14 protein-coding genes are annotated in these 19,409 nt (G+C 45.7%); 4 read left to right on the top strand and 10 right to left on the bottom strand.

Features of this window, described 5'->3' with window-relative positions; translation table 11 throughout:
- Nucleotides 1-212: 212 nt before the first annotated feature.
- From CXF83_RS04040 to CXF83_RS04030, 3 genes are read right to left on the bottom strand one after another with little or no spacing between them, the layout of a single operon-like run.
- On the bottom strand, nucleotides 213-749 hold the full coding sequence (locus tag CXF83_RS04040; protein WP_101090282.1) for a response regulator transcription factor: 537 nt from the start codon (nucleotides 747-749) through the stop codon (nucleotides 213-215).
- The gene (locus CXF83_RS04035) at nucleotides 746-2,050 is read right to left on the bottom strand and encodes a sensor histidine kinase (protein WP_101090377.1); all 1,305 of its coding nucleotides are present in this window, start codon (nucleotides 2,048-2,050) and stop codon (nucleotides 746-748) included. Before CXF83_RS04035 ends, CXF83_RS04040 begins: the two co-directional genes overlap by 4 nt.
- Before the next feature lie 50 nt (nucleotides 2,051-2,100).
- Complete coding sequence (locus CXF83_RS04030) at nucleotides 2,101-3,018, bottom strand: dTDP-4-dehydrorhamnose reductase family protein (RefSeq protein ID WP_101090283.1); 918 nt, start codon at nucleotides 3,016-3,018, stop codon at nucleotides 2,101-2,103.
- Between the two features lie 103 nt (nucleotides 3,019-3,121).
- Between CXF83_RS04030 and CXF83_RS04025 the strand changes: the two genes are divergently transcribed.
- Nucleotides 3,122-5,011 (top strand): alkaline phosphatase D family protein, encoded by a 1,890-nt coding sequence (locus tag CXF83_RS04025; RefSeq protein ID WP_101090284.1) that lies wholly within the window; start codon nucleotides 3,122-3,124, stop codon nucleotides 5,009-5,011.
- Between the two features lie 10 nt (nucleotides 5,012-5,021).
- Here CXF83_RS04025 and CXF83_RS04020 read toward each other — a convergent pair whose 3' ends face one another.
- The 3 genes from CXF83_RS04020 to CXF83_RS04010 all read right to left on the bottom strand — a co-directional run bounded on the left by CXF83_RS04020 (nucleotide 5,022) and on the right by CXF83_RS04010 (nucleotide 7,845).
- Nucleotides 5,022-5,939 (bottom strand): pseudouridine synthase, encoded by a 918-nt coding sequence (locus CXF83_RS04020; protein WP_101090285.1) that lies wholly within the window; start codon nucleotides 5,937-5,939, stop codon nucleotides 5,022-5,024.
- A 100-nt stretch (nucleotides 5,940-6,039) separates the two neighbouring features.
- Nucleotides 6,040-6,630 carry an LON peptidase substrate-binding domain-containing protein gene (locus CXF83_RS04015; protein ID WP_101090286.1) on the bottom strand — a complete coding sequence of 197 codons (591 nt, stop codon included), beginning with the start codon at nucleotides 6,628-6,630 and terminating at the stop codon, nucleotides 6,040-6,042.
- 159 nt (nucleotides 6,631-6,789) lie between these two features.
- Entirely contained in the window at nucleotides 6,790-7,845 is a 1,056-nt protein-coding gene (locus tag CXF83_RS04010) for an alpha/beta hydrolase (protein ID WP_101090287.1), read from the bottom strand.
- A gap of 266 nt (nucleotides 7,846-8,111) precedes the next feature.
- On the opposite strand from CXF83_RS04010, the gene CXF83_RS04005 reads away from it, so the two are divergent.
- From CXF83_RS04005 to CXF83_RS03995, 3 genes are all read left to right on the top strand, one after another.
- Complete coding sequence (locus tag CXF83_RS04005; protein WP_101090288.1) at nucleotides 8,112-8,573, top strand: YhcH/YjgK/YiaL family protein; 462 nt, start codon at nucleotides 8,112-8,114, stop codon at nucleotides 8,571-8,573.
- Between the two features lie 24 nt (nucleotides 8,574-8,597).
- Complete coding sequence (locus tag CXF83_RS04000; RefSeq protein WP_101090289.1) at nucleotides 8,598-9,131, top strand: protein tyrosine phosphatase family protein; 534 nt, start codon at nucleotides 8,598-8,600, stop codon at nucleotides 9,129-9,131.
- A gap of 301 nt (nucleotides 9,132-9,432) precedes the next feature.
- Nucleotides 9,433-11,718 (top strand): aminotransferase class V-fold PLP-dependent enzyme, encoded by a 2,286-nt coding sequence (locus CXF83_RS03995; RefSeq protein WP_101090290.1) that lies wholly within the window; start codon nucleotides 9,433-9,435, stop codon nucleotides 11,716-11,718.
- An 83-nt stretch (nucleotides 11,719-11,801) separates the two neighbouring features.
- Here the strand turns inward: CXF83_RS03995 and mepA are convergent, their stop codons facing one another.
- The 4 genes from mepA to CXF83_RS03975 form a co-directional block, all read right to left on the bottom strand.
- Nucleotides 11,802-12,683 carry a penicillin-insensitive murein endopeptidase gene (gene mepA, locus CXF83_RS03990; RefSeq protein ID WP_232775024.1) on the bottom strand — a complete coding sequence of 294 codons (882 nt, stop codon included), beginning with the start codon at nucleotides 12,681-12,683 and terminating at the stop codon, nucleotides 11,802-11,804.
- 531 nt (nucleotides 12,684-13,214) lie between these two features.
- Nucleotides 13,215-16,472: an efflux RND transporter permease subunit gene (locus tag CXF83_RS03985; RefSeq protein ID WP_101090292.1), complete on the bottom strand. Its 3,258-nt coding sequence runs from the start codon at nucleotides 16,470-16,472 to the stop codon at nucleotides 13,215-13,217.
- An 11-nt stretch (nucleotides 16,473-16,483) separates the two neighbouring features.
- Nucleotides 16,484-17,797: an efflux RND transporter periplasmic adaptor subunit gene (locus tag CXF83_RS03980; RefSeq protein WP_443018861.1), complete on the bottom strand. Its 1,314-nt coding sequence runs from the start codon at nucleotides 17,795-17,797 to the stop codon at nucleotides 16,484-16,486.
- Nucleotides 17,798-17,822: 25 nt separating this feature from the next.
- Nucleotides 17,823-19,139: a TolC family protein gene (locus CXF83_RS03975; RefSeq protein ID WP_101090293.1), complete on the bottom strand. Its 1,317-nt coding sequence runs from the start codon at nucleotides 19,137-19,139 to the stop codon at nucleotides 17,823-17,825.
- Nucleotides 19,140-19,409: the final 270 nt, after the last annotated feature.

Here is a 19,409-nt window from a genome sequence, read left to right as displayed (position 1 = left end):
GGAGCAGAATAAGCTATCATTATTTTTTGGCTGCTTATCTCAATTCAGCATAGCGACATAGCGATGTATTTGTCCAACATTTAACTCACTTTCAGCATAGTGCTTCAATTATTAGCGGTTTTTCAGTTAAATATACAGCTTGGGAAAGCACCTCCTGAATCCTAATGTACTGCTACTTATATACTTTATTAATTTGGAATGACAAAAAGAGGTTAACGATGATCAACCGTCGGCTTTTTGAGCAGTTTTCGTTGTAGAGTGCGTCGATGCATACCCAGTTGCCGCGCTGTCGCAGATACATTGCCTTTATTGGCATTAAGTACTTGTTGTATATGCTCCCATTCCAACCTTTTTGTTGAGAGCGGCTCCTCAGTCAAAGGTTCGAGCGCTGAATCTCCGGCAGTGATGGACAGCGCGCTTAAAAGGGTTTGGGTATCGACCGGTTTAGCCAGATAATTATCGGCGCCAAGACGAATAGCCTCAACTGCTGTTGCAATACTGGCATAGCCCGTCAATAACACCATGGTCACTTGAGGTAATAACTGCCGCAGTGGCGAGATGAGTTTAAGTCCATTTTCCTGCTCAAGCTTCATATCCAGCAGCACATGCGTTGGCCTAAACTGACGGGCAAGTAATAGCCCTTGCGTTGCGTTGTGGCATTGCTGGCACTCAAAACCATGTTTGCTCATACGCCGACACAATACACCCGCGAGCGCGAGGTCATCTTCAATAATCAGCAAGCGGCTCATGATAATTCACCTTTAGATGATTCGATATCGAATTGCAGCGGAAAGCTCACTTCGGCAATAGTCCCCCCGCTTGCCGTACTGCCCAATAACAGGCGCCCCCCCAGCCGTTCGAAGCTTGCATGGCTTAGCAGTAATGCCATGCCCATGCCTTGTTCACTCTCAATTAATTGATGCCCCACCTGAGCTCGCATCGCTTTTGAAATTCCAATGCCATAATCTCTCACCGAGATACATAAACGCTGGCTTTGTGGAGCGATAATAGCAGAGACGGTTACCCGCGTATCTCCGGTTTCAGCCAAGCTTGCACTCGCGGCATTCTCCACTAAAGACATCATTGCGGGTAGCAGACTGGCATCAGACAGTACCGAAGTTGAAGCATGTTGTTCGGTGGTCTCATCATCAAAGAGTGTGAGTTCGAGCTTCACTTGCGGCATCAGCAGTAACACCTGTTGCTGCAGGGTTTGTAGCAGCGTATTCGCCGTCAGTACGCTTTGCCTCTGCTCACGGATCGATTCAGTTGCAGCGCGCAGCGAATGTAACGTTTGCTCACAGCGCAGCAAGGCACTATTCATTTCAGATAAAACAGGCGAGTCGTTTTTACCTTGCTCTTGCGCTTCCTCTGTGGCCTCATCGACTAACAACCGCAAGCTGGCCAATGGAGTCGCAAGTTGATGCGCCATCTGGGCTGATGCAGTGCCGAGCGCTAATAACTTCTCTTGCCTCAATTGGGCTTCCCGCATAAAGCTGAGCTCAACATCTTTTTTACGCATTCGTTGTGCGATGTAAGCGACGCTTGTGGTCAGTACCAATGATGAGATAAGGAAATTGAACCACATGCCAAGGTAGTGCGAGCTCATGTCCATGCCATGGTGTTTCATTTGGCTTTCAGGCACAGAAAAGATCATCAAACTATAAGCAACTGCTGATATTAGCGTGAGCGTCCATGGCGCCCATTTGGGGAGTGTTATCGCAGCGAACGCAATAGGTAATAACAATAAAGAGATAAACGCATTGGTGGCGCCCCCAGTAAAATAGAGCCAAGAGATCCAAAATACGGTATCGAGCAGCAACACAATAAATAACCCTGACTCGATACGGCTGATAGGCTCACGTAGCCTAAAGGTAAACGCCAAATACATGGCCTCTAAACACATGCCCCAATATAAAACCGGACTGCTAAGCGAGAGACCAAAGGTGTCCGCGGCAAAAAACGTCAGTCCGATCTTAAGGAGTAACCCTCCAAATCGTAGTAACGCTAATTGATCCGTCACGCCCAAGTTACTATTAAAAAGCTTTCTAATTCGTCTATTTATCATCTATCACTATTATTTTCTTAGCACATTAGGGAGGGTTAACCTGCTTGTTTAAGCATAGCCATCGCACTTGGTGACTGCTGTAATGCCTGTCCGATTCCAACCTTAAACGGTACCTTGGTTTGAATCGACAAACTGGCCAGTCTCTCACAACTTAATGTGCAGTTATGGGGCCGATTTACGCTATCTGTGGGCGACATCACAGGGTTAAGATGTTGAGTACCCAGTCCGAGTAACTCCCCCATGATCAATAGCATCTGATACTTGCTCATGGTGTCGCTAGCACTAAAATGATAATTTCCCGCTAAGGTGGCTCCAGAGGCTTTAAGCACCACCATTTGCGCTATTGCCGTGGCAACATCTGCAGTAGATGTCGGGCTGCGCACCGCCCAATCGTCAATATATTGCTCTGTAGCATCGAGTAGATTATTGAGTAACACCATCACCGCAGACTCTTGCACCGTTTCAACTTCGCCATAAAGGATCGGCAAACGTAACATGGCAAAATCTTGCTTGGCGTCAGTAATAATCATTTCACCTTGGCGTTTTGAGTCGCCATAAAAATTAACTGGATGGGTAAGTGCATCTTCAATATAAGGGGGCGCAGTGCCATCAAATACATAATCAGTCGAAATATACAGCAACCACGCACCGGACTGACTCGCAGCATCGGCTAGCGACTGTGTTGCTTCAGCATTTAGAGCGAGCGCCGCAGCAGGATTTTGTTCCGATACATCGGGGCGACGTTCTGCAGCGCAATGTACAATAATATCGGGACGGTGAGTTTCAACAAATACCTTAACGCTGGCAGATTGCGTTAAATCCAGTTTATGCATATCCACATGAGCACGGCTAAAACCACAAGCAATTACCTGATTATTAGGATTTGCCTGTAACTCACGCACCACCGCTCGTCCCAATAAACCTGTTGCTCCCGTTACCATTACGTTAACCATCGCTTTCCCCCTTGAATTAGCCGCTGCTTAGCTTAAGTGCTTTTCTTCATCTAAGCACTGGTTTACTCTTAATCAAGATTACTTTTTACTAAAGAACTACTTAATGTCGTCTGAAAATGCGCTGCCACTCATCATTGCGGGCCCCAGTTTACGTCACTGTGATCAGCAACATTTTACGTTATGGTTCGTGAGCCGCGAACGGTTATCAAGGTTAACCTTAACGATAGCCAACGCCGGTTTTTCACGCGAACTCACAGATGATGAAGTTCATATTATTGAACTTGGCCAGCATGCTTTTCAGTACTTAATATGCGTATCACAACCCGAACTCCTACCTCGCGACACCCCTTTGGCTTATCAACTAAGCTGCGCTGACAAAGCGAATATATTTGCTGACGTAAAGGGGCTTACTTACAACGACAGTACCGACATTGAATTTATCGTTAAGCCACAAATTGATAATTTACTCCATGGATCATGTCGCAACCCCCACCACCATAGTGGCGATGCTCTCGTTGCCGCCGACACCCAGATATCGCAATTAGCCACACTGCAACAGCGTCCATCATTGCTAATGTTAAGTGGCGATCAGGTTTATGTGGATGATATTGCGGGGCCAATGATCTATGCGATTGGTGAAGTGATTTCACTGCTGGGCTTAACCCAAGAGCGCTTTAATGATTGCAGTCTCGCGGGCAGTGAACAGATAAGTTATCAGCCTGAAGCCATGTATCAACGCCATATTAACTTGCTACCCAAAACGCAATATAAGGCTAAAACGGCAATTAAGCGTTGGTATATCAACCACCCTATTTTCACCTCATCCATTGCAGAAAATCATCTGGTCAGTCTCAACGAACTGATTGCGCTTTATCTGCTGAGTTGGTCACCGGAGCTGTGGGAACTGATCGATATCCCCAAAGATGTTAGTGGCTTAAGCAACGCTAATACATTGCGTTGGCAGCGTGAATGGACTCACTTGCTGGCGTTTAAAAGCGGCCTGCTGCAGGTGCGTCGCTTATTTGCCCATATACCGACCTATATGATTTTCGATGACCACGATATTACCGATGATTGGAATTTAACCGCAAGGTGGGAACTGGCGGCGTATAATCACCCCTTTTCAAAACGCATTATAGGCAACGCACTTATCGCCTATACGCTATTTCAAGGTCTCGGTAATGCGCCAACCAAATTTGATGCTGAAATTCGACCACAACTGGACGCCCTCTTTAAATCACCCACAAGTTCAGCCCAAGATGCCCTTATCGATACCCTGCTTAGCTTTGAGCACTGGCATTACAGTTTGGACACTAGCCCTAAACTTATCGTGCTAGATACCCGGACTCGCCGCTGGCGTAGCGAGTCCAACCTGGGTAAACCGTCTGGCCTGATGGATTGGGAAGCGTTAATGGAGTTTCAAGCTGAACTGGTTAATCAACCCAATGTGATTATTGTTTCGCCAGCCCCTATGTATGGAGTCAAGCTTATTGAAACCATACAAAAAATGGCGACGTGGTGCGGCGCGTCATTACTGGTGGATGCCGAAAACTGGATGGCACATCCAGGCACCGCTAATACACTGTTGAGTATTTTCCAACACCGTAAAACGCCCGAGCAATTTGTGATCCTCTCAGGTGATGTTCATTATTCGTTTAGCTACGATATTAGTATTCGATTTAGAGATGCTGGACCGGCGATTTACCAGATCACCTGTAGTGGTATTAAAAATCAATTTCCAGAGAAACTACTGCCCTACTTCGACAAATTCAATGGTTGGTTATACGGCTATTTCTCACCACTCAATTTTCTCACTAAGCGTAAACGTATGTCGATCCGTGGTCGTCGCCCCAATGGCGCACGCAGCAAACGCTTAATGAATAAGAGTGGGATAGGCAGAGTCGAACTGGCTAAAAACGGCGCGCCAACCAAAATTGCGGTATTACATGCCGATATGAGCGAAACCGAGTTTTTACCGCCTAGGCACCGCTAGATAACCATCCTTACAGCTGCAGTCCATCACAACTAATGTCGATAGACTCCGCTGACAACGGGTCAACAAACGCCAGTCTTTTAGCAACCAGCATTAATGGTTTGTTAAAATCATCGGCCGCTTTATCGAGTAATTCAGGATAAAGTCTGTCATTCAAAATAGGCATACCCAGACTCATCATATGCACCCGTAACTGGTGCGTTCTGCCTGTCACGGGGGTGAGCTCAAACAGCCCCAAATTACCGTTGACTGCGACTAAACTAATTTCAGAATGACTATTAGCCTCGCCATCAGCCATTTTCATCATAAAGCTAGGCTCAGCCTTCACTAATCGATTTTTCACCGTCCAGCGAGTCGGCAAGCTTAGCTCGGTAGCTTCAATAAGCTTTTGTATCGAAGCGGATAAAACGGCGACTGCCTGATAGGTTTTAGTGATATTACCATTTTTAAAAAGTTGATGATAATCATGGCGGGTGCTGGCATTGAGAGACAATAACATCACTCCAGCCGTCGCTCGGTCTAGTCGATGGGCAGCAACAATTTGCTCATTAGCTGTCTTTATCCGCAGGCGATTTACCAAGCACTCATTAACAAAATTACCACTGGGATTAACCGCCAAAAAATGCGGTTTGAAGGCAATAATAATTTGCTCATTTTGTAGCAGTATTTCTTCTTCAAATGGGATCAACGATTCTTGCTGCACTTCGCGGTAATAATAAACCCGAGCTCGCGGGATAAATACGCTGTCCAAGGTAACGAGTTGTCCGTCGCGCCAATGCACTTTTCCGCTTTCGATCCGAGCAATCCAAACGGCCTCATCAATCGCTTTAAAATGGCTGACTAAAAAACTTAATACGGATGGCTTATCGGTAACCGTTTCTGGTAAAACGATATAGGAGGCTTGGGCGGCGCGTACGGAATGGCTCATAAAATTAATACTGATAGCATAAAACTGAGCGCTACTTTAACAAAAAATAGCTCATAAAGGGCAGATCTAATCTCAAAGCTAATACCAATATCAGTTTAGCTTAATAAGATTTGGCATTGGCGTGGGACTTAATCAGCTCAAGCACAAAATTCATAGTTTTATGACAATTAGGCTGATTCAATAAGCGTAACTTATCTTTATTGTACAGCGGTAACACCTCTAACCAGCGCTGACTGACCCATGATGCATCTTCGAGATGTACATCATTATCGTACAAGCCAAAGAGATCAGGGTTTACTTCATAAAACTGCTCTAAAGCGGCACTAATTAACTCGAACTCACCGTAAATTGGCTCTTGCTGCCAATTATTACAGGCTAATGTTCTGCTGATCCAAACACCATCTCGACGCTGAGCAGCAGACAAAATGCGTACTCTTTGCTTACCTTGTAAAACGATGCCGAGAGAATCATCATCCAGCTGGTTGAAATCAATGATCTCGCACTGGGTCGCCATTTCATAACAAGGCGGATGACTATTGGCTTTACTCATGCCGAACACTAATGGGTAATGCAATTTCAACACTTCGGCTATCATGCTCAGATAAGCCGGATCAACCACACGGATCTCTGCCCTTCCCTCAGGTAACAGCAAGGTATCGTGCATCAATAACGCCATCTCTTCTGTTCGCATAACAACCTCCTCGATAGGTAGGTCAGACCATCATTTTGACGATCATCAGTAAAGATAAAGTGTAGCAGCTGGTTAAATTTCAGCCAGAAAGCCACTTTATTGAACTGTTCACTAATTAGACAGGTAAATACGTTACTTTATTGCACTTAGATCAGGTTTTTACAGTCGCTCGAGCCTGCCAGCAAGAGATTTTTTATCGATAACATCGGCCAAATCATCTGCTAAGACTTGACTCATCGCAGCCGTTTTACGCCAATATTGAATTCTTGAATCGGAGTCAAAATGAGTAAAATCATTACGATCCGGCAACTTACTGTGGGGGAGGCTTCTTATATATGTATCCGTTGGCGCCAGGATCAGTGCATTGTCGTAATTCTGTTTTGCATCTCGCCAAGGTAACGATTTATCGAACCATCCAGGTGACATTCGTGGAAAGAAATGTGGGTAAAGCGTGAGCCCTGTTGGCGCCGTTAATGGAATATCGAAGTGATAATCGGTAATGCCACCATCATAATAGTGCCCATTCGGTGCGCCCTTGATCTCCGTGACTGGCGCTAACACCCAAGGGATAGATCCTGTTGCCAGTAACACTTGGTGAATATTGTCTACAGATAAACCACAAAATTGACTGGGAAGATCTGTGAGCTTAGAAAAAGGAGATAATGACTGCTGCACGCCAAAGACATAACGTTCAAAATGCCACGCTAAGCTTTTACGGCTAACAAGATTGGTCGCCGCAGCTACCGCTAAACCCAATGCCAGTGGCGCTTTACCTGTAACACGATTCAAATGACGTCCACGACAGGCAATATAATGACTATTTATAAATTCATTTGAAACAATTTCAGCTCCCCCTTGCTTGCCTAGCAAGCCCCCGAGGATCCCTTTTACTTGAGTCGACACTTCTTCTGCTGTTGGTTTGCTATCGTAACGTTGTCCGATATAAAGATCTTCTAACCGCTGATATGCCGCCAGTGGATTATTCTGTGCTAAACAAGCCAGACGCCAAGCTCCTGAAGAAGCGCCTAAGGTATGCAAAGGTTGCGCGAGTGATTTGAAAAACTCACCAAATAAATATTTGTCTAGCCCCGCAATACCAATCCACTTAGGCCCACCCGATGCCGCTAATAGCTGGCTAAACAACTCTGGTTTTAAACCATTTTCGTTAAGTGTTTTAAAAGCCTTTGGACCCGCAATAAATCGTAAAGAAGACACATTAAACCCTAAAATTAATTAACTTTTTATTGGATCCTAGATACCGTAAACTTGATCTTCAATGGAAGCAACAAGGATGTATTATGGAAAATACAACGATCATTAAGCCATACCCATGAGTGGGCTATGCTGTTATCGGAATCACTATCACCTTTGAAGTTAAATCCTGTATCGCCTAATAGCAGATAACGCTAAACTTCTATTTATTAAAATTCTACGCTAACAGTCATTATTTAGCTTAGAAAGACCTTATGAATGAGAACATTATGATTGTAGATACCTTAGCGAACCGAGCACTATACAGCCACATCAGCCCCCGCATCGCTAAAGCGCTTGCCCACCTGAGTGAAACCAATTTTAGCCTGCTTGAAGTCGGAACATACGAGCTTGAAGGCAAAGATCTGTTTGTTATCGTCAATGATTATCAGACTAAGTCTCGAGAAGTTGAGCCTTTTGAAGTCCACCAGCAGTATATTGACGTGCAATATGTTGTCAGTGGTGAAGAGGAGTTTGGCTATTTGCCTTTGGCAGACCAAACACCTTCAAAGCCCTATTTTGCTAAGCACGATTACGCCGAGTTTGACTACCTATCCAATAAAGAGGCTGCAGCCTTTATTCCCTTCAAAGCTGGGATGTTTGCATTGTTTTTTCCAGAAGATATGCATATGCCTGGAACCAGTGCTACGCCAAAACAGGTTCGAAAGGTCGTCATCAAAGTTAAAATCTAGCGCAACATAAAAAGGGACAATATAATGAGATTTATTTTTCTACTCGCCAGTTTGCTTAGCTCAATAGCTGTTGCAGAAATTGCACCACGGCAGTTACAAGACTTAAAAGCAGTGCAGTTTAATCAGGGCAGCATCATCACATCTGGGCTACCGACTAAAGCGGAGTTTCCTATATTGCAGCAATCGGGTGTTGAGTTAGTGATCAACCTCATTCCCAAAGGCAATGCTAGTGGCCATGACGACGAAGCGAGTTTAGTCACCAGCGCTGGCATGCAATATCAACAGATAGACGTAGACTGGAAGCAGCCTACTGTCGCCAATGTGGAGCAGTTTTTTGCCATCATGGACGCCAATAAAGGCAAAAACATTCTGATCCATTGTGCCGCAAATTACCGCGCCTCGGCCTTTTATTATCTGTATGAGCTCAAGCTTGGAAAAACCGACTCCATCGATTTTAAACAACAAACAATGCAACCTTGGGGGGACTTATCGAAAAGCTTAGTTCAATACCCGCAATGGGATGCGCTTATTGAGACAGTTAAAGCCAAGACCCAATAAGACACGGGACAAACTCAATTTAAGCGCTGATTTATCGGCGCTTTTTTATATTTTCTAGCACACGATGCTTCTCTTTATACCAATTGCATTCAATTCATCGCTTGAGCTTAAAGCGATTCACACTGCCCTTGCTGACAATTCTATCACCGCTTCGCCCTCACCTTTATTGCGACCACAATTGAGATAATGTGATCTTGATCATTATTACCAACCTGCTAATATAGCGCCAAGATATTAGTTATTCCCAAAAGTTATAAGCGGAATTTGGCAATAAAACAATAACAATAAAGAGCTAAAAACAATGAATAACACCCCTAAACTGACCCAAATTTACCTTGATGCAAATGCCACTACTCCCGTGCTGCCTCAAGCTGCTGCCGCCGCTTTATCGGCCATGGAAACTCTTTTTGGCAACCCAAGCAGTAGCCACATAACTGGGTTAAAAGCGAAAAACTTAATGGAACAAACTCGCCTAAGAGCAAAAACGCTGCTTGGAACGGGAGAGGGAAAACTAATATTTACCAGTGGTGCGACGGAAGGGATCCAAACATCAATCTTATCGGCGCTGATTGCAGCAAAGAGTAATATGTCAGCAAATCAAAGCTACTCGGTACTTTATGGTGCCACTGAGCATAAAGCTGTACCTGAATCATTGAAGCACTGGCTTGACGTGTTGGGGATTGCGGCTGCAGTAAAAGCGATTCCAGTTGATGAGTTTGGCTTACTTGATCATGACTTTATTAGACTCGAGGCACCCAATGCACTGATGATTTGCACTATGGCAGTTAATAATGAAACTGGTGTATTTCAAGATCTATCAGCTTTGGAAAACACAATTCGCAGCGCCAACCCGGGTATTTTTTGGATGGTTGATTGCGTTCAGGCATTAGGTAAAACCGAGCTAGATCTCAAGAACACCAGCATCGATTACGCTCCTTTCAGTGGTCATAAGCTGTATGCCCCGAAAGGCATTGGTTTCGTCTATATTCGAGATACTGCGCCGTTCACGCCTTTTATTGCCGGCGGAGGTCAAGAAGGCGGTCTACGTTCAGGCACTGAAAACCTGCCAGGTATGGCTGCGCTTAACGTTATATTTGAGATGTTGCTGTGCCCTGAGAACTCAACATTTTCAACAAGTGAACAACTGACACACTATCGACAGCAAATGGCTAATACATTAGTTGAGTGCTTTCCTGAGATTGTGTTTAACAACAGCTTTAGCCATAGCGTTGCGACTACCATTAACTTTGCCGTGCCCGGTTTTAGCAGCAAAGAGATCATGGACCTTTTTGATGCTGCCAACATTCGCGTCAGCTCAGGGTCCGCCTGCAGCTCTAAAGTCAGCAGAAGTTTCGTACTAGACGCAATGGGGCTACCTGCTTGGCAAAGTGAAGCCGCTATTCGCATGTCCTTTGGACCCGCTATGACTCAAACAGAAGTCGATACTGCCTGCTTGCGCATTAAAACCGCTTCAAAAGCCCTCACTCAAAGCTGCATGATATTAGACGACAGCAGTAATATCTCCGACAAAACACCATTAGATGGCTTATTGCAGTTACGCTCTGGCGCGAGTTGCACTTGGGTCTATGTCGACTCATCAAGTAAACAAGCGTTAATTATCGACCCATTGCCAGAGCTGATCCAGAGACTCGACACCTTGCTGCAATGTCAGCAGCTGACTCTAGTCGCCGCCATCGATACTCATGGCCATGCCGATCACCAATCTGGTCGTGAGCTTCTGGTTGAACGTTATTTAGCAAAGCAACAATCTGATGTATTAGGTTGGCCAGAAACTCAAGAAACCACTGAACACTTAGGTCAGCAATACCAAACGATTAGCATTGGTTCAAAACAGTTGGTCAGGCTACCGACTCCCGGCCACACTCGCGATAGCATTAGTTTACTGTTATGCGCAACGCCCTTAGCATTGGATAATATGCCTCAGCAAACACAATACGCTTTTTGCGGTGATACCATATTGATGGGTAGTCTAGGCAGAACTAATTTTGACTCAAGCTGCAGCCAGGACCTGTTTCATAGTTTGAAGTTGATCAGAGATAGCATTAGTAGCAGTACATTGATTTGTGCCAGCCATGATTACAATAATGAATTTACCACTAGCTTAGAGGCTGAGATTAGTCGCAATAACTTACTCAATGCGGTACTAAACGAAGCCCTCCCAGAACTTAATTTTCAGCAACAAAAAGCCTTACTGGATACGCACCTAAATGACGAAGTTGGCACCGAAATCATGTGTGGTGCAATCATTGGCAACTGTCATAAATCGAAGATAAAAGAGTATGACGCGATGAGTCTCAAAGCGGCAATGAGGCAAGACAATAACGTGAAGATTATTGATATTCGAGAGCCGCATGAATATGCGCTAAACCACTCACAGCAATCGAGTCAGAACGTGCCATTAACGCGTTTAGTGCAGTTTATTCAAGAGCACCAAGATGATAAAAATGAACAATGGGTATTGGTTTGTCGCAGCGGCAGTCGCTCAATGATTGCAGCGCAAGCGATGCACCGACTAGGATTTGAGCAAGTGTCTCACCTAAAGGGCGGCTACGCGCTAAGCTCGTAAACTAGTACTCAAAAATTAGTACTGAAAACGAAAGCCCTGCATCGGCCGATGCAGGGCTTTTTTATTGATACTGAAGGTAAGGGTTATTTCGCTGCACTATAGTCGAGTAGCTGTGCACACTGCTTTGGCTTAACCTTTTCTTTTTTCTTTTTAGCCGTTTTTGCGGACTTTTTAGAGGTGGATTTAGGCTTGGTTTGAGTCATCTGTTGCTTCCACCAGCTCAGTTCATTACAACCATTACCCTTAGGTATCGGGGCCTGATTAATGCAGCGAGCATCACCTTCAGGACAATGCAGCCTTACATGCATATGATAAGTATGCCCCCACCACGGGCGGACTTTACTAAGCCAGTTATCATTGGCCAACTCCATATTGCATACGTGTTGTTTAATCACCGGACTAACAAAAATACGCGCTACGCGGCTGTCTTCAGCTGCCAATTTCAGCATGCGAGTATGCTCGGGCAGCCATTGCTGATTATCAAGCGTGAATTGCTTAGTATTAACGATATCAAAAGGCTGTGGTTGCTCTCGCTCTGCTACCGTTAACGGTTGCTCAGTCAGCTTAAGCCAAATATCCACATCTAGCCCTATTTGATGGCTTGAATGACCATGGCTGAAGTTACCTCCGCGTGGCATAGACATATCCGCAATTAATAGATCGCTATGGTTATTTTGTTGAAAGTCACTGGCAAAGTCAGTGATAAATGAAATAAGTAACGGATGACCATAATAGCGCTGTCGCTGGGTGCGAATAACTTGGAATCCCTCTCCAGACAAAGGCAGTGCCTCCGCTCCAGCCAAGCAACCATTAGCATAACTGCCCATCGCGGCAACACTTCCTCCATAAGGAGAATCTGCTTGCTCCCATTGATTAGCTGACGAGGAAAAACAAACCACAACCAGCATCATACTAAGCAAAGGTAATATTCGCCTAGCTTGGCCTATATATAAACACTTACGCACCTTTCCCTCCATGTACAACAAACCTTTATACTGCAGAATACCGCTCTAAGCTTAACTCATAACGCTCTATTCGCTAGATCACTTGATGGTTTTTTTATTGCGCTACTGCCTTGCCAAAAAGACACTTAACAAACGTTAGGATTAGCTGATAAATAACAACTGGAAAGTGGAGAAATGCGGGAACTGAAATGAGAAAATATCTTAGCGTCCATCTTTAAACCGCCAAAAAAAGCGGAGCAATCCTGCTCCGCGTACTAAATTTACCAGTCGCACATTAGCCAATGATGAAGCAGGTTAGGCAACCTCGCCGTAATGCTAGTAAACAGCCAACGCTTTTGACTCTTTCACACCGCAACGCCTTAATCATAAGCCCAATGCCGTAACGACCAGCAAGCCGTATCGATAAAGGCTGAATAAGATACTCAGGCAGACTAATGCTGTGTATCTCACTTTCAACCTCTTTCAGCAGCCTTGCCAAAGGAAAATTTAAAATGCCCCAGCTAAAATCCGCTTAGGGCGTTTGAAGTATGACTAGTCGAGCGTTTCAAAATCCTTACTTAGACCTGAATCGTTAGTCTTGCTACGGTTTTGATACAACCAGCGGTAAAGTGTGGGTAATACTAGCAACGTCAGTGCAGTTGAACTGAATAAGCCACCAATAATAACTATGGCTAAAGGTTGCTGAATTTCGCTGCCAACACCCGATGAGATTAAGATTGGGATCAATCCTAGCGCCGAGGTCAATGCCGTCATTAATACCGGACGTAGACGACCCACAGTGCCTTCATAAACCGCGTCATAAAGTGACGCATTGGTTTCAAATTTAACACTAGCTCGACGCTGATTTATCGAATCCACCAGCACGACACCATTCAGTACTGCCACACCAAACAAGGTAATAAAACCAATCGAGCTCGGTACGGAAAGGTAAGTACCGCTGGCATAAAGCGCAACAACACCACCAATCAATGCTAAAGGTACGTTGGCCATAATGAGCGCCACTTGCTTAATCGAACCAAAAGAGAAGTACAGCAACAGTGCTATCAACGCTATTGAGATAGGCACTACCAGCATGAGCTTCTGTTGAGCACGCTGTTGGTTTTCATATTGCCCACCCACCACAACGGTATAACCCGGTGGAAGTTCCGCTTGTGGAACCACAGCATAGATATCATCAACCACTGAGCCCATATCGCGGCCAGCAACGTTAGCTTGCACCACTACGCGGCGCTGCACATCATCACGACGAATGTTTGGTGGTGCCATTTCAATGACAACGTCAGCAACCTCTCCTAGACGAACCGTTGCGCCACTCACTCCGGTTAACAGCAAGTCACGCAAGGCATCAGGAGAGCTACGATACTCTTTAGCTAAACGCACATTAATATCATAACGTGCATTACCATCAATCACTTGGCCGGCACTCACGCCACCAATACCTTGGCTAACTAGACTCATGACTTCATCGACGCTGATACCGTAACGCGCTAATAGATCACGCTTCGGACGAACGACGAGCTGTGCTTCACCGCTTACTTGCTCCAAAGAAACATCAACAGCACCAGGGATTTTAGCCACTAGGTCGGTTAACGCTTGGCCACGCTCAGACAGTACGTCCAAGTCTGGTCCAAAAATCTTAATCGCTAGCTGAGCTTTGACACCTGACAGCAGTTCATCTACACGGGTCGCAATCGGTTGGGAAAAAGTAAACAACAGACCAGGATAGATACTGAGTTTATCTTCCATTTTACGTTGTAGCTCTAAGCGTGTTTCTGCATGCTCCCACTGATCTATCGGCTTAAGGCCAATATAGATCTCGATATTGCTCACAGGCTCCGGATCGCCACCGAGTTCAGGGGCACCAATACGGCTTAGGGCATAGTCGACTTCAGGGAACTCAAGCAACATAGCTTCCAGTTTTGGTGCAACTTCCAGAGAAGTCCCTAAACTGGCAGTGGGTGCTAGCGTCACACGTAAGTTAATCGTGCCCTCTTCAAGTTCAGGTACAAATTCAGTTCCCAATCTTGGTAGTAGCATCATGCTCATGGCAAACATCACCACAGCAGTTATAACGACCACTTTAGGACTGCCCATTGTGGCGGTCAACAACTTGCGATATACCGCATCAATAGGTTTGAGTACCACACTTTCTTTGAGTGTCACACCATGCTTGAAGAGATACACCGCTAGTGCCGGTACCGCGATGAGCGCGACAAGGAGTGCCGAGATCATGGCGAGAATGATACTTATCGCCATCGGTTGGAATAGCTTACCTTCGACACCTTCTAAGGCGAATAAAGGGGCAAACACCACGATAATAATCGCGGTCGCAAAGAAGATTGGACTGCACACTTCTTTAGCTGCCAGCGTGATCCGCATCGCGATACCGCTACGCTCATCCAGCTCAAGACCATCTTCACCGGCATGGTGCGGATCATCCTCACCCGATGCACGTGCTTGCGCATCAGCTAAGTGACGTCGGTCTGGTTGGGTAAGGTGTTTGAAAATATTCTCAACCATCACCACTGAGCCATCGACCAACATACCAATCGCAACCGCTAAGCCACCGAGTGACATTAAGTTTGCCGACATACCAAAGTAAGACATCACCAGTAATGCCAAACCAATAGAGACTGGAATAGAGAGCAGTACTAACATGGTGGCGCGAATGTTGACTAAAAATAACGCTAAGATCACCACGATAAACACAAAGGCCATTAACAATGCATCACGCACTGTCTCTACTGCTCTGTTGACGAGATCCGCTTGATCGTAAAACACCTCAAATGATACGCCATCAGGTAGTGCCTGCTCTATCAATGCGGTACGCGCACTAATATCATCAATGGTTGCTTTGGTGTTCGCGCCCATTCGCTTAAGCACCACACCCGCAACAACTTCACCCAAGACTTGTTTATTACCCGCCTCATCACGGCGAGTCATGGTTACTGCGCCAACACGGATTTCGCTGCCGTACCCAACATTAGCAATATCACTCACTCGTACCGGTGTGCCACCAACTTCAGTGAGTGGGATTTGCTTAATCGCTTTTAAACCCGCGTCGCCCGCTGGAAGTAAACCATAACCGCGCACCACTAGCTGTTCTTGGCCTTGGTCCATAAACCAACCGCCCGCGTTACGGTTATTACTCTCTAATGCGCTCGTCACCTCTGCCATCGATAAGCCGTAGCTGCGCATCTTGTTGGGATCGATCTGAACTTGATATTGACGAACTTCACCACCAAACGACAAGACTTCAGTGACGCCGCCAACGGGCATCAAAATCAGCTTTACCAGGTAATCGTTTAAGCTTCTAAGTTCCGACGCGTCAATACCAGAACCTGGGTCTGCACGCAAAATGTATTGGTAAATTTGCCCTAAACCAGAGGTGTTGGGACCAATTTCCGGTACCCCAACCCCATCAGGGATCATCTCTCTGGCGGCTTGCAACTGTTCAAATACTTGCTGACGAGCAAAATAGATATCAGTGCCTTCCTCAAATACCACGGTCACAATCGATAAACCGGTACGAGATAGAGAACGCACTTCGGTTACCGATGGCAGCGCGTACATTGCCGACTCAACGGGATAACTAATTAACTTCTCAACTTCTTCAGCAGCAAGTCCTTCAGCCGCCGTATTGATGGTTACCTGTACATTGGTAACATCAGGAAATGCATCTAAATTTAGATTTGGCAGCATAGCCACACTGGCGATTACCGCGCCGACGAGTGCAAGCACCACCATCAAACGGTTGCGGATCGCCGCATCAATTAATTTCTGTAACATAGCGACCGCCTTTAGTGATTGTGAATATCGAAGCCAGACTTCGCTTGCTCAGAAGCTAAAAAGAACGCTCCAGAAACCACGACTTTAGAACCTGACGCTAAACCACGCACTAGGTTCATGCCACGTTGACGTTCAATAACCTCAACCTCCTGAGCTTCAAAACCATCTTCATCTTCAATAAACACCTGCCAGTCGCCATCGCCACCACGCGTCAACGCCGCATCAGGCAGTATCACCCCACCTTGTTGCGCATCGGGTAAATAAAGTTCAGCAAACTGTCCGGCGTGTAATACATAGCCCGCATTTTCAAAGCTCACTAAAATTTGCTCGGTACGCGTCACACTATCGAGCTCATGTGAGCGACCAATGATCTTGGCGTTTAGACTTTTATCTCCCACTTTCACAATCGCTTTAGTGCCTATGCTCACTTTCTCAGCTTGCGCTGGTGTAAGCTCAGCTTGCACCCATAAATGCGACTCATCAGTCAGCTGCATTATTGCAGTACCCGCTGGAATAATCTGGCCTAACATGGCTAAGTCCTGTTGAACTCGGCCATTGATCGGCGCTAACAGTTGATAGCTGCCGATGGTTTCTGGGCTTGATGCCAATGCCTTTATCTGCTCAGATGTCATCTTCATCGCTTCAAGTGTGGCGCGCTTAAGCTCAGCATCGACTTGGGCTTGTAAGCGACGACTGGCACTTACTGCACTTTTACTCATGCGTTTAACTCGACTCCACTCCGCTGCGGCATTAATGTAATCAGCCTGTGCTTGAGCCACTGCGACCCCCCCTAAAGTCAGCAAAATATCACCTTGCTTAACTTCTTGACCTGGTACCACATTGCGCTTTTGGACGCGCACATCAACTTGTGGTGCAATGGTAACGGTGCGGTCGCGATCAACGACTAATGTTGCCGTAGCAACGGCTTCTAAACTAAAACTCTGCTCGGTTAACGTCACCACCTCTATCCCAGCCAATTCACGCTGTTCAGTGGTAAGTTTTAGCGCATCGAGCCCATGCTCTTCTTCTGTTTCTGCTTCACCGACAGCATCATGGCCGTGACCATCGTCTGCTTTAATGCCAGTGCTTACGTCCTTGCTAACTGAAGTTTCTTCTACACTCTCTTGCTCATGGGCATGCCCTTCACCCGCCGTTGCCACTAGCGGCATAATAAACGCACTGCTTAACGCCATGATTAAACCAAAGCTCATTGCGCGGGTAATCGCATTTAATCCAAAAACACCCTTGTTAGCGCACATGTTGAGTGAAGTATTCATTTTTTCTACCGTCATCATATTATTGGTCTTAATATTAGTGATTTTCATGCTATTGCTTTCCATAATCAGGCCCTTACTTAACCGTGGTACGCGCTGTTTGTGGAAGCTGGCTATTGAGGTAATACTCAAGTTGGCCACTTGCTCCCATCCATGTCAGCCAGTTTTCATACAGGGCTGATTCCAAAGCGAGTCCAGCCAAATAGCTATTGCTCATCTGTCTTTGGCTTTGTAAGTAATCACTGGTGTTAATATCACCGGTTTTCCATTGCTGCGCTAAGCTCTTTGCCGCCGCCAAACCTGAAGTCAGTACCAACTCACGCCAATCTTGATAATGCTGAGTGAGTCTAGGTAGGCTTAAAGTAAACTGCTTTTGCTGCTGCAGTAATACACGTTCTTGTGCAAGGTAAGTTTGCTCTGCAATCGTGATCCCTTCATTAGCCACCGCAATCACTTCGCTGTAGTTATTTCTAAACTGCAGCGGTATTGACACACCAACACCGACTTTATTTTCATCACCTTCTCTCTCAGCACTTAAGCTAATCGTGGGGTCTGCAGCGTTATCGGATTGGGCCTGTTTAGCTGCCACTTTAGCGACTAATACTTGCTGATACGCACTTTTCAATGCCGGCAGTTCAGGAGATACATCGACCTTGCTGGCTTGAATAGTTAAGGTATTTAAGAAGTCAGCAAACGGTAAGTTCACCTCTCCAAATAACCCTAAAACAGCACCATCTGCCGCAATTGACGCTTGCTCAGCTAAGGCGTAAACAGCAGCATTACTGGCGACCTCAAGTTGCATTAGCTGCAACTCAACATTAGACAAATCGCCCACTTCTGTACGTTGGCGGGCAATATCCAGTTGAGCTTTCGCGAGTTTGAACTGCTGTTTTTGAAATTGAAGAGCTTTTTGAGCTTGGGCTTGATTCGCTAACGCTTGCAGACGTTCAGCCAACATTTGACTGCGCTCGAGCGTAATATCAGACAGCAATATTTCGTTTTCGAGTTGTGCCATCCGCATTGCAACACCACGCTTGTCTCCCCAATCGATGGTTTGGCTGATGTCGAGCGTATAAGTATCGTCTGATGCTTCAGAGTCATTTTTTTGATAGCTCATGCCCAATTCTGGGTTATAAACCGCTTTGTCTGCGGCTTGAACACTCAATTGAGCCTGCTGACGTCGTGCGCTTTGCGCTTGGATTTCTGGCAGTGCGTTAAAGCTCAACATCACTTTAGGCAGCCAGTCGCTAAACTGGCCAGCCTGGTGACTTGATGCGCTGATTTGTGAGGCTGGCATTGCGGCCATTAAGTCTGCTTCTGCTGCTATTACTGGTGAGGTTACGGCACTTGCCCAACACCCGAGCAACAGAGTAGCGATTATGGTTTTTTTCATCGCGATTCCTATCAATCCGACGATATTCTCTATTTTAGGTTTACCTCAGAGATCCATAAAATGAATGCTCAAAGACACCTTTAATTGGAGAACAATTACGTCAGATATCATACAAATCACCTACAACTAAAGCGTTGTTGGTCGATCTGTATCAATCTTTATAAGAGTAGTATGGAAGCGCCATTTGATGCATTACCCGTGGTGATATGACTCACTAAAAGTAGTCTGCTAGGCACTTTTCACACTAAATAAATGGTAAAGATTCAGCAA

The organism is Shewanella sp. Choline-02u-19 (genome assembly GCF_002836205.1).
Classification (GTDB): domain Bacteria; phylum Pseudomonadota; class Gammaproteobacteria; order Enterobacterales; family Shewanellaceae; genus Shewanella.
The sequence above is the reverse complement of the archived record's forward strand: the minus strand, read 5'-3'. Positions and strand labels throughout refer to the sequence as shown.

Coding starts and splice junctions, on each gene's coding strand:
- CXF83_RS04025 (WP_101090284.1), top strand. CDS start 3,122: ATGTCGTCTGAAAATGCGCTGCCACTCATCATTGCGGGCCCCAGTTTA.
- CXF83_RS04030 (WP_101090283.1), bottom strand. CDS start 3,018: ATGGTTAACGTAATGGTAACGGGAGCAACAGGTTTATTGGGACGAGCG.
- CXF83_RS04020 (WP_101090285.1), bottom strand. CDS start 5,939: ATGAGCCATTCCGTACGCGCCGCCCAAGCCTCCTATATCGTTTTACCA.
- CXF83_RS03985 (WP_101090292.1), bottom strand. CDS start 16,472: ATGTTACAGAAATTAATTGATGCGGCGATCCGCAACCGTTTGATGGTG.
- CXF83_RS04015 (WP_101090286.1), bottom strand. CDS start 6,630: ATGCGAACAGAAGAGATGGCGTTATTGATGCACGATACCTTGCTGTTA.
- CXF83_RS03980 (WP_443018861.1), bottom strand. CDS start 17,797: ATGAAAATCACTAATATTAAGACCAATAATATGATGACGGTAGAAAAA.
- CXF83_RS04040 (WP_101090282.1), bottom strand. CDS start 749: ATGAGCCGCTTGCTGATTATTGAAGATGACCTCGCGCTCGCGGGTGTA.
- CXF83_RS03975 (WP_101090293.1), bottom strand. CDS start 19,139: ATGAAAAAAACCATAATCGCTACTCTGTTGCTCGGGTGTTGGGCAAGT.
- CXF83_RS04000 (WP_101090289.1), top strand. CDS start 8,598: ATGAGATTTATTTTTCTACTCGCCAGTTTGCTTAGCTCAATAGCTGTT.
- CXF83_RS04005 (WP_101090288.1), top strand. CDS start 8,112: ATGATTGTAGATACCTTAGCGAACCGAGCACTATACAGCCACATCAGC.
- CXF83_RS03995 (WP_101090290.1), top strand. CDS start 9,433: ATGAATAACACCCCTAAACTGACCCAAATTTACCTTGATGCAAATGCC.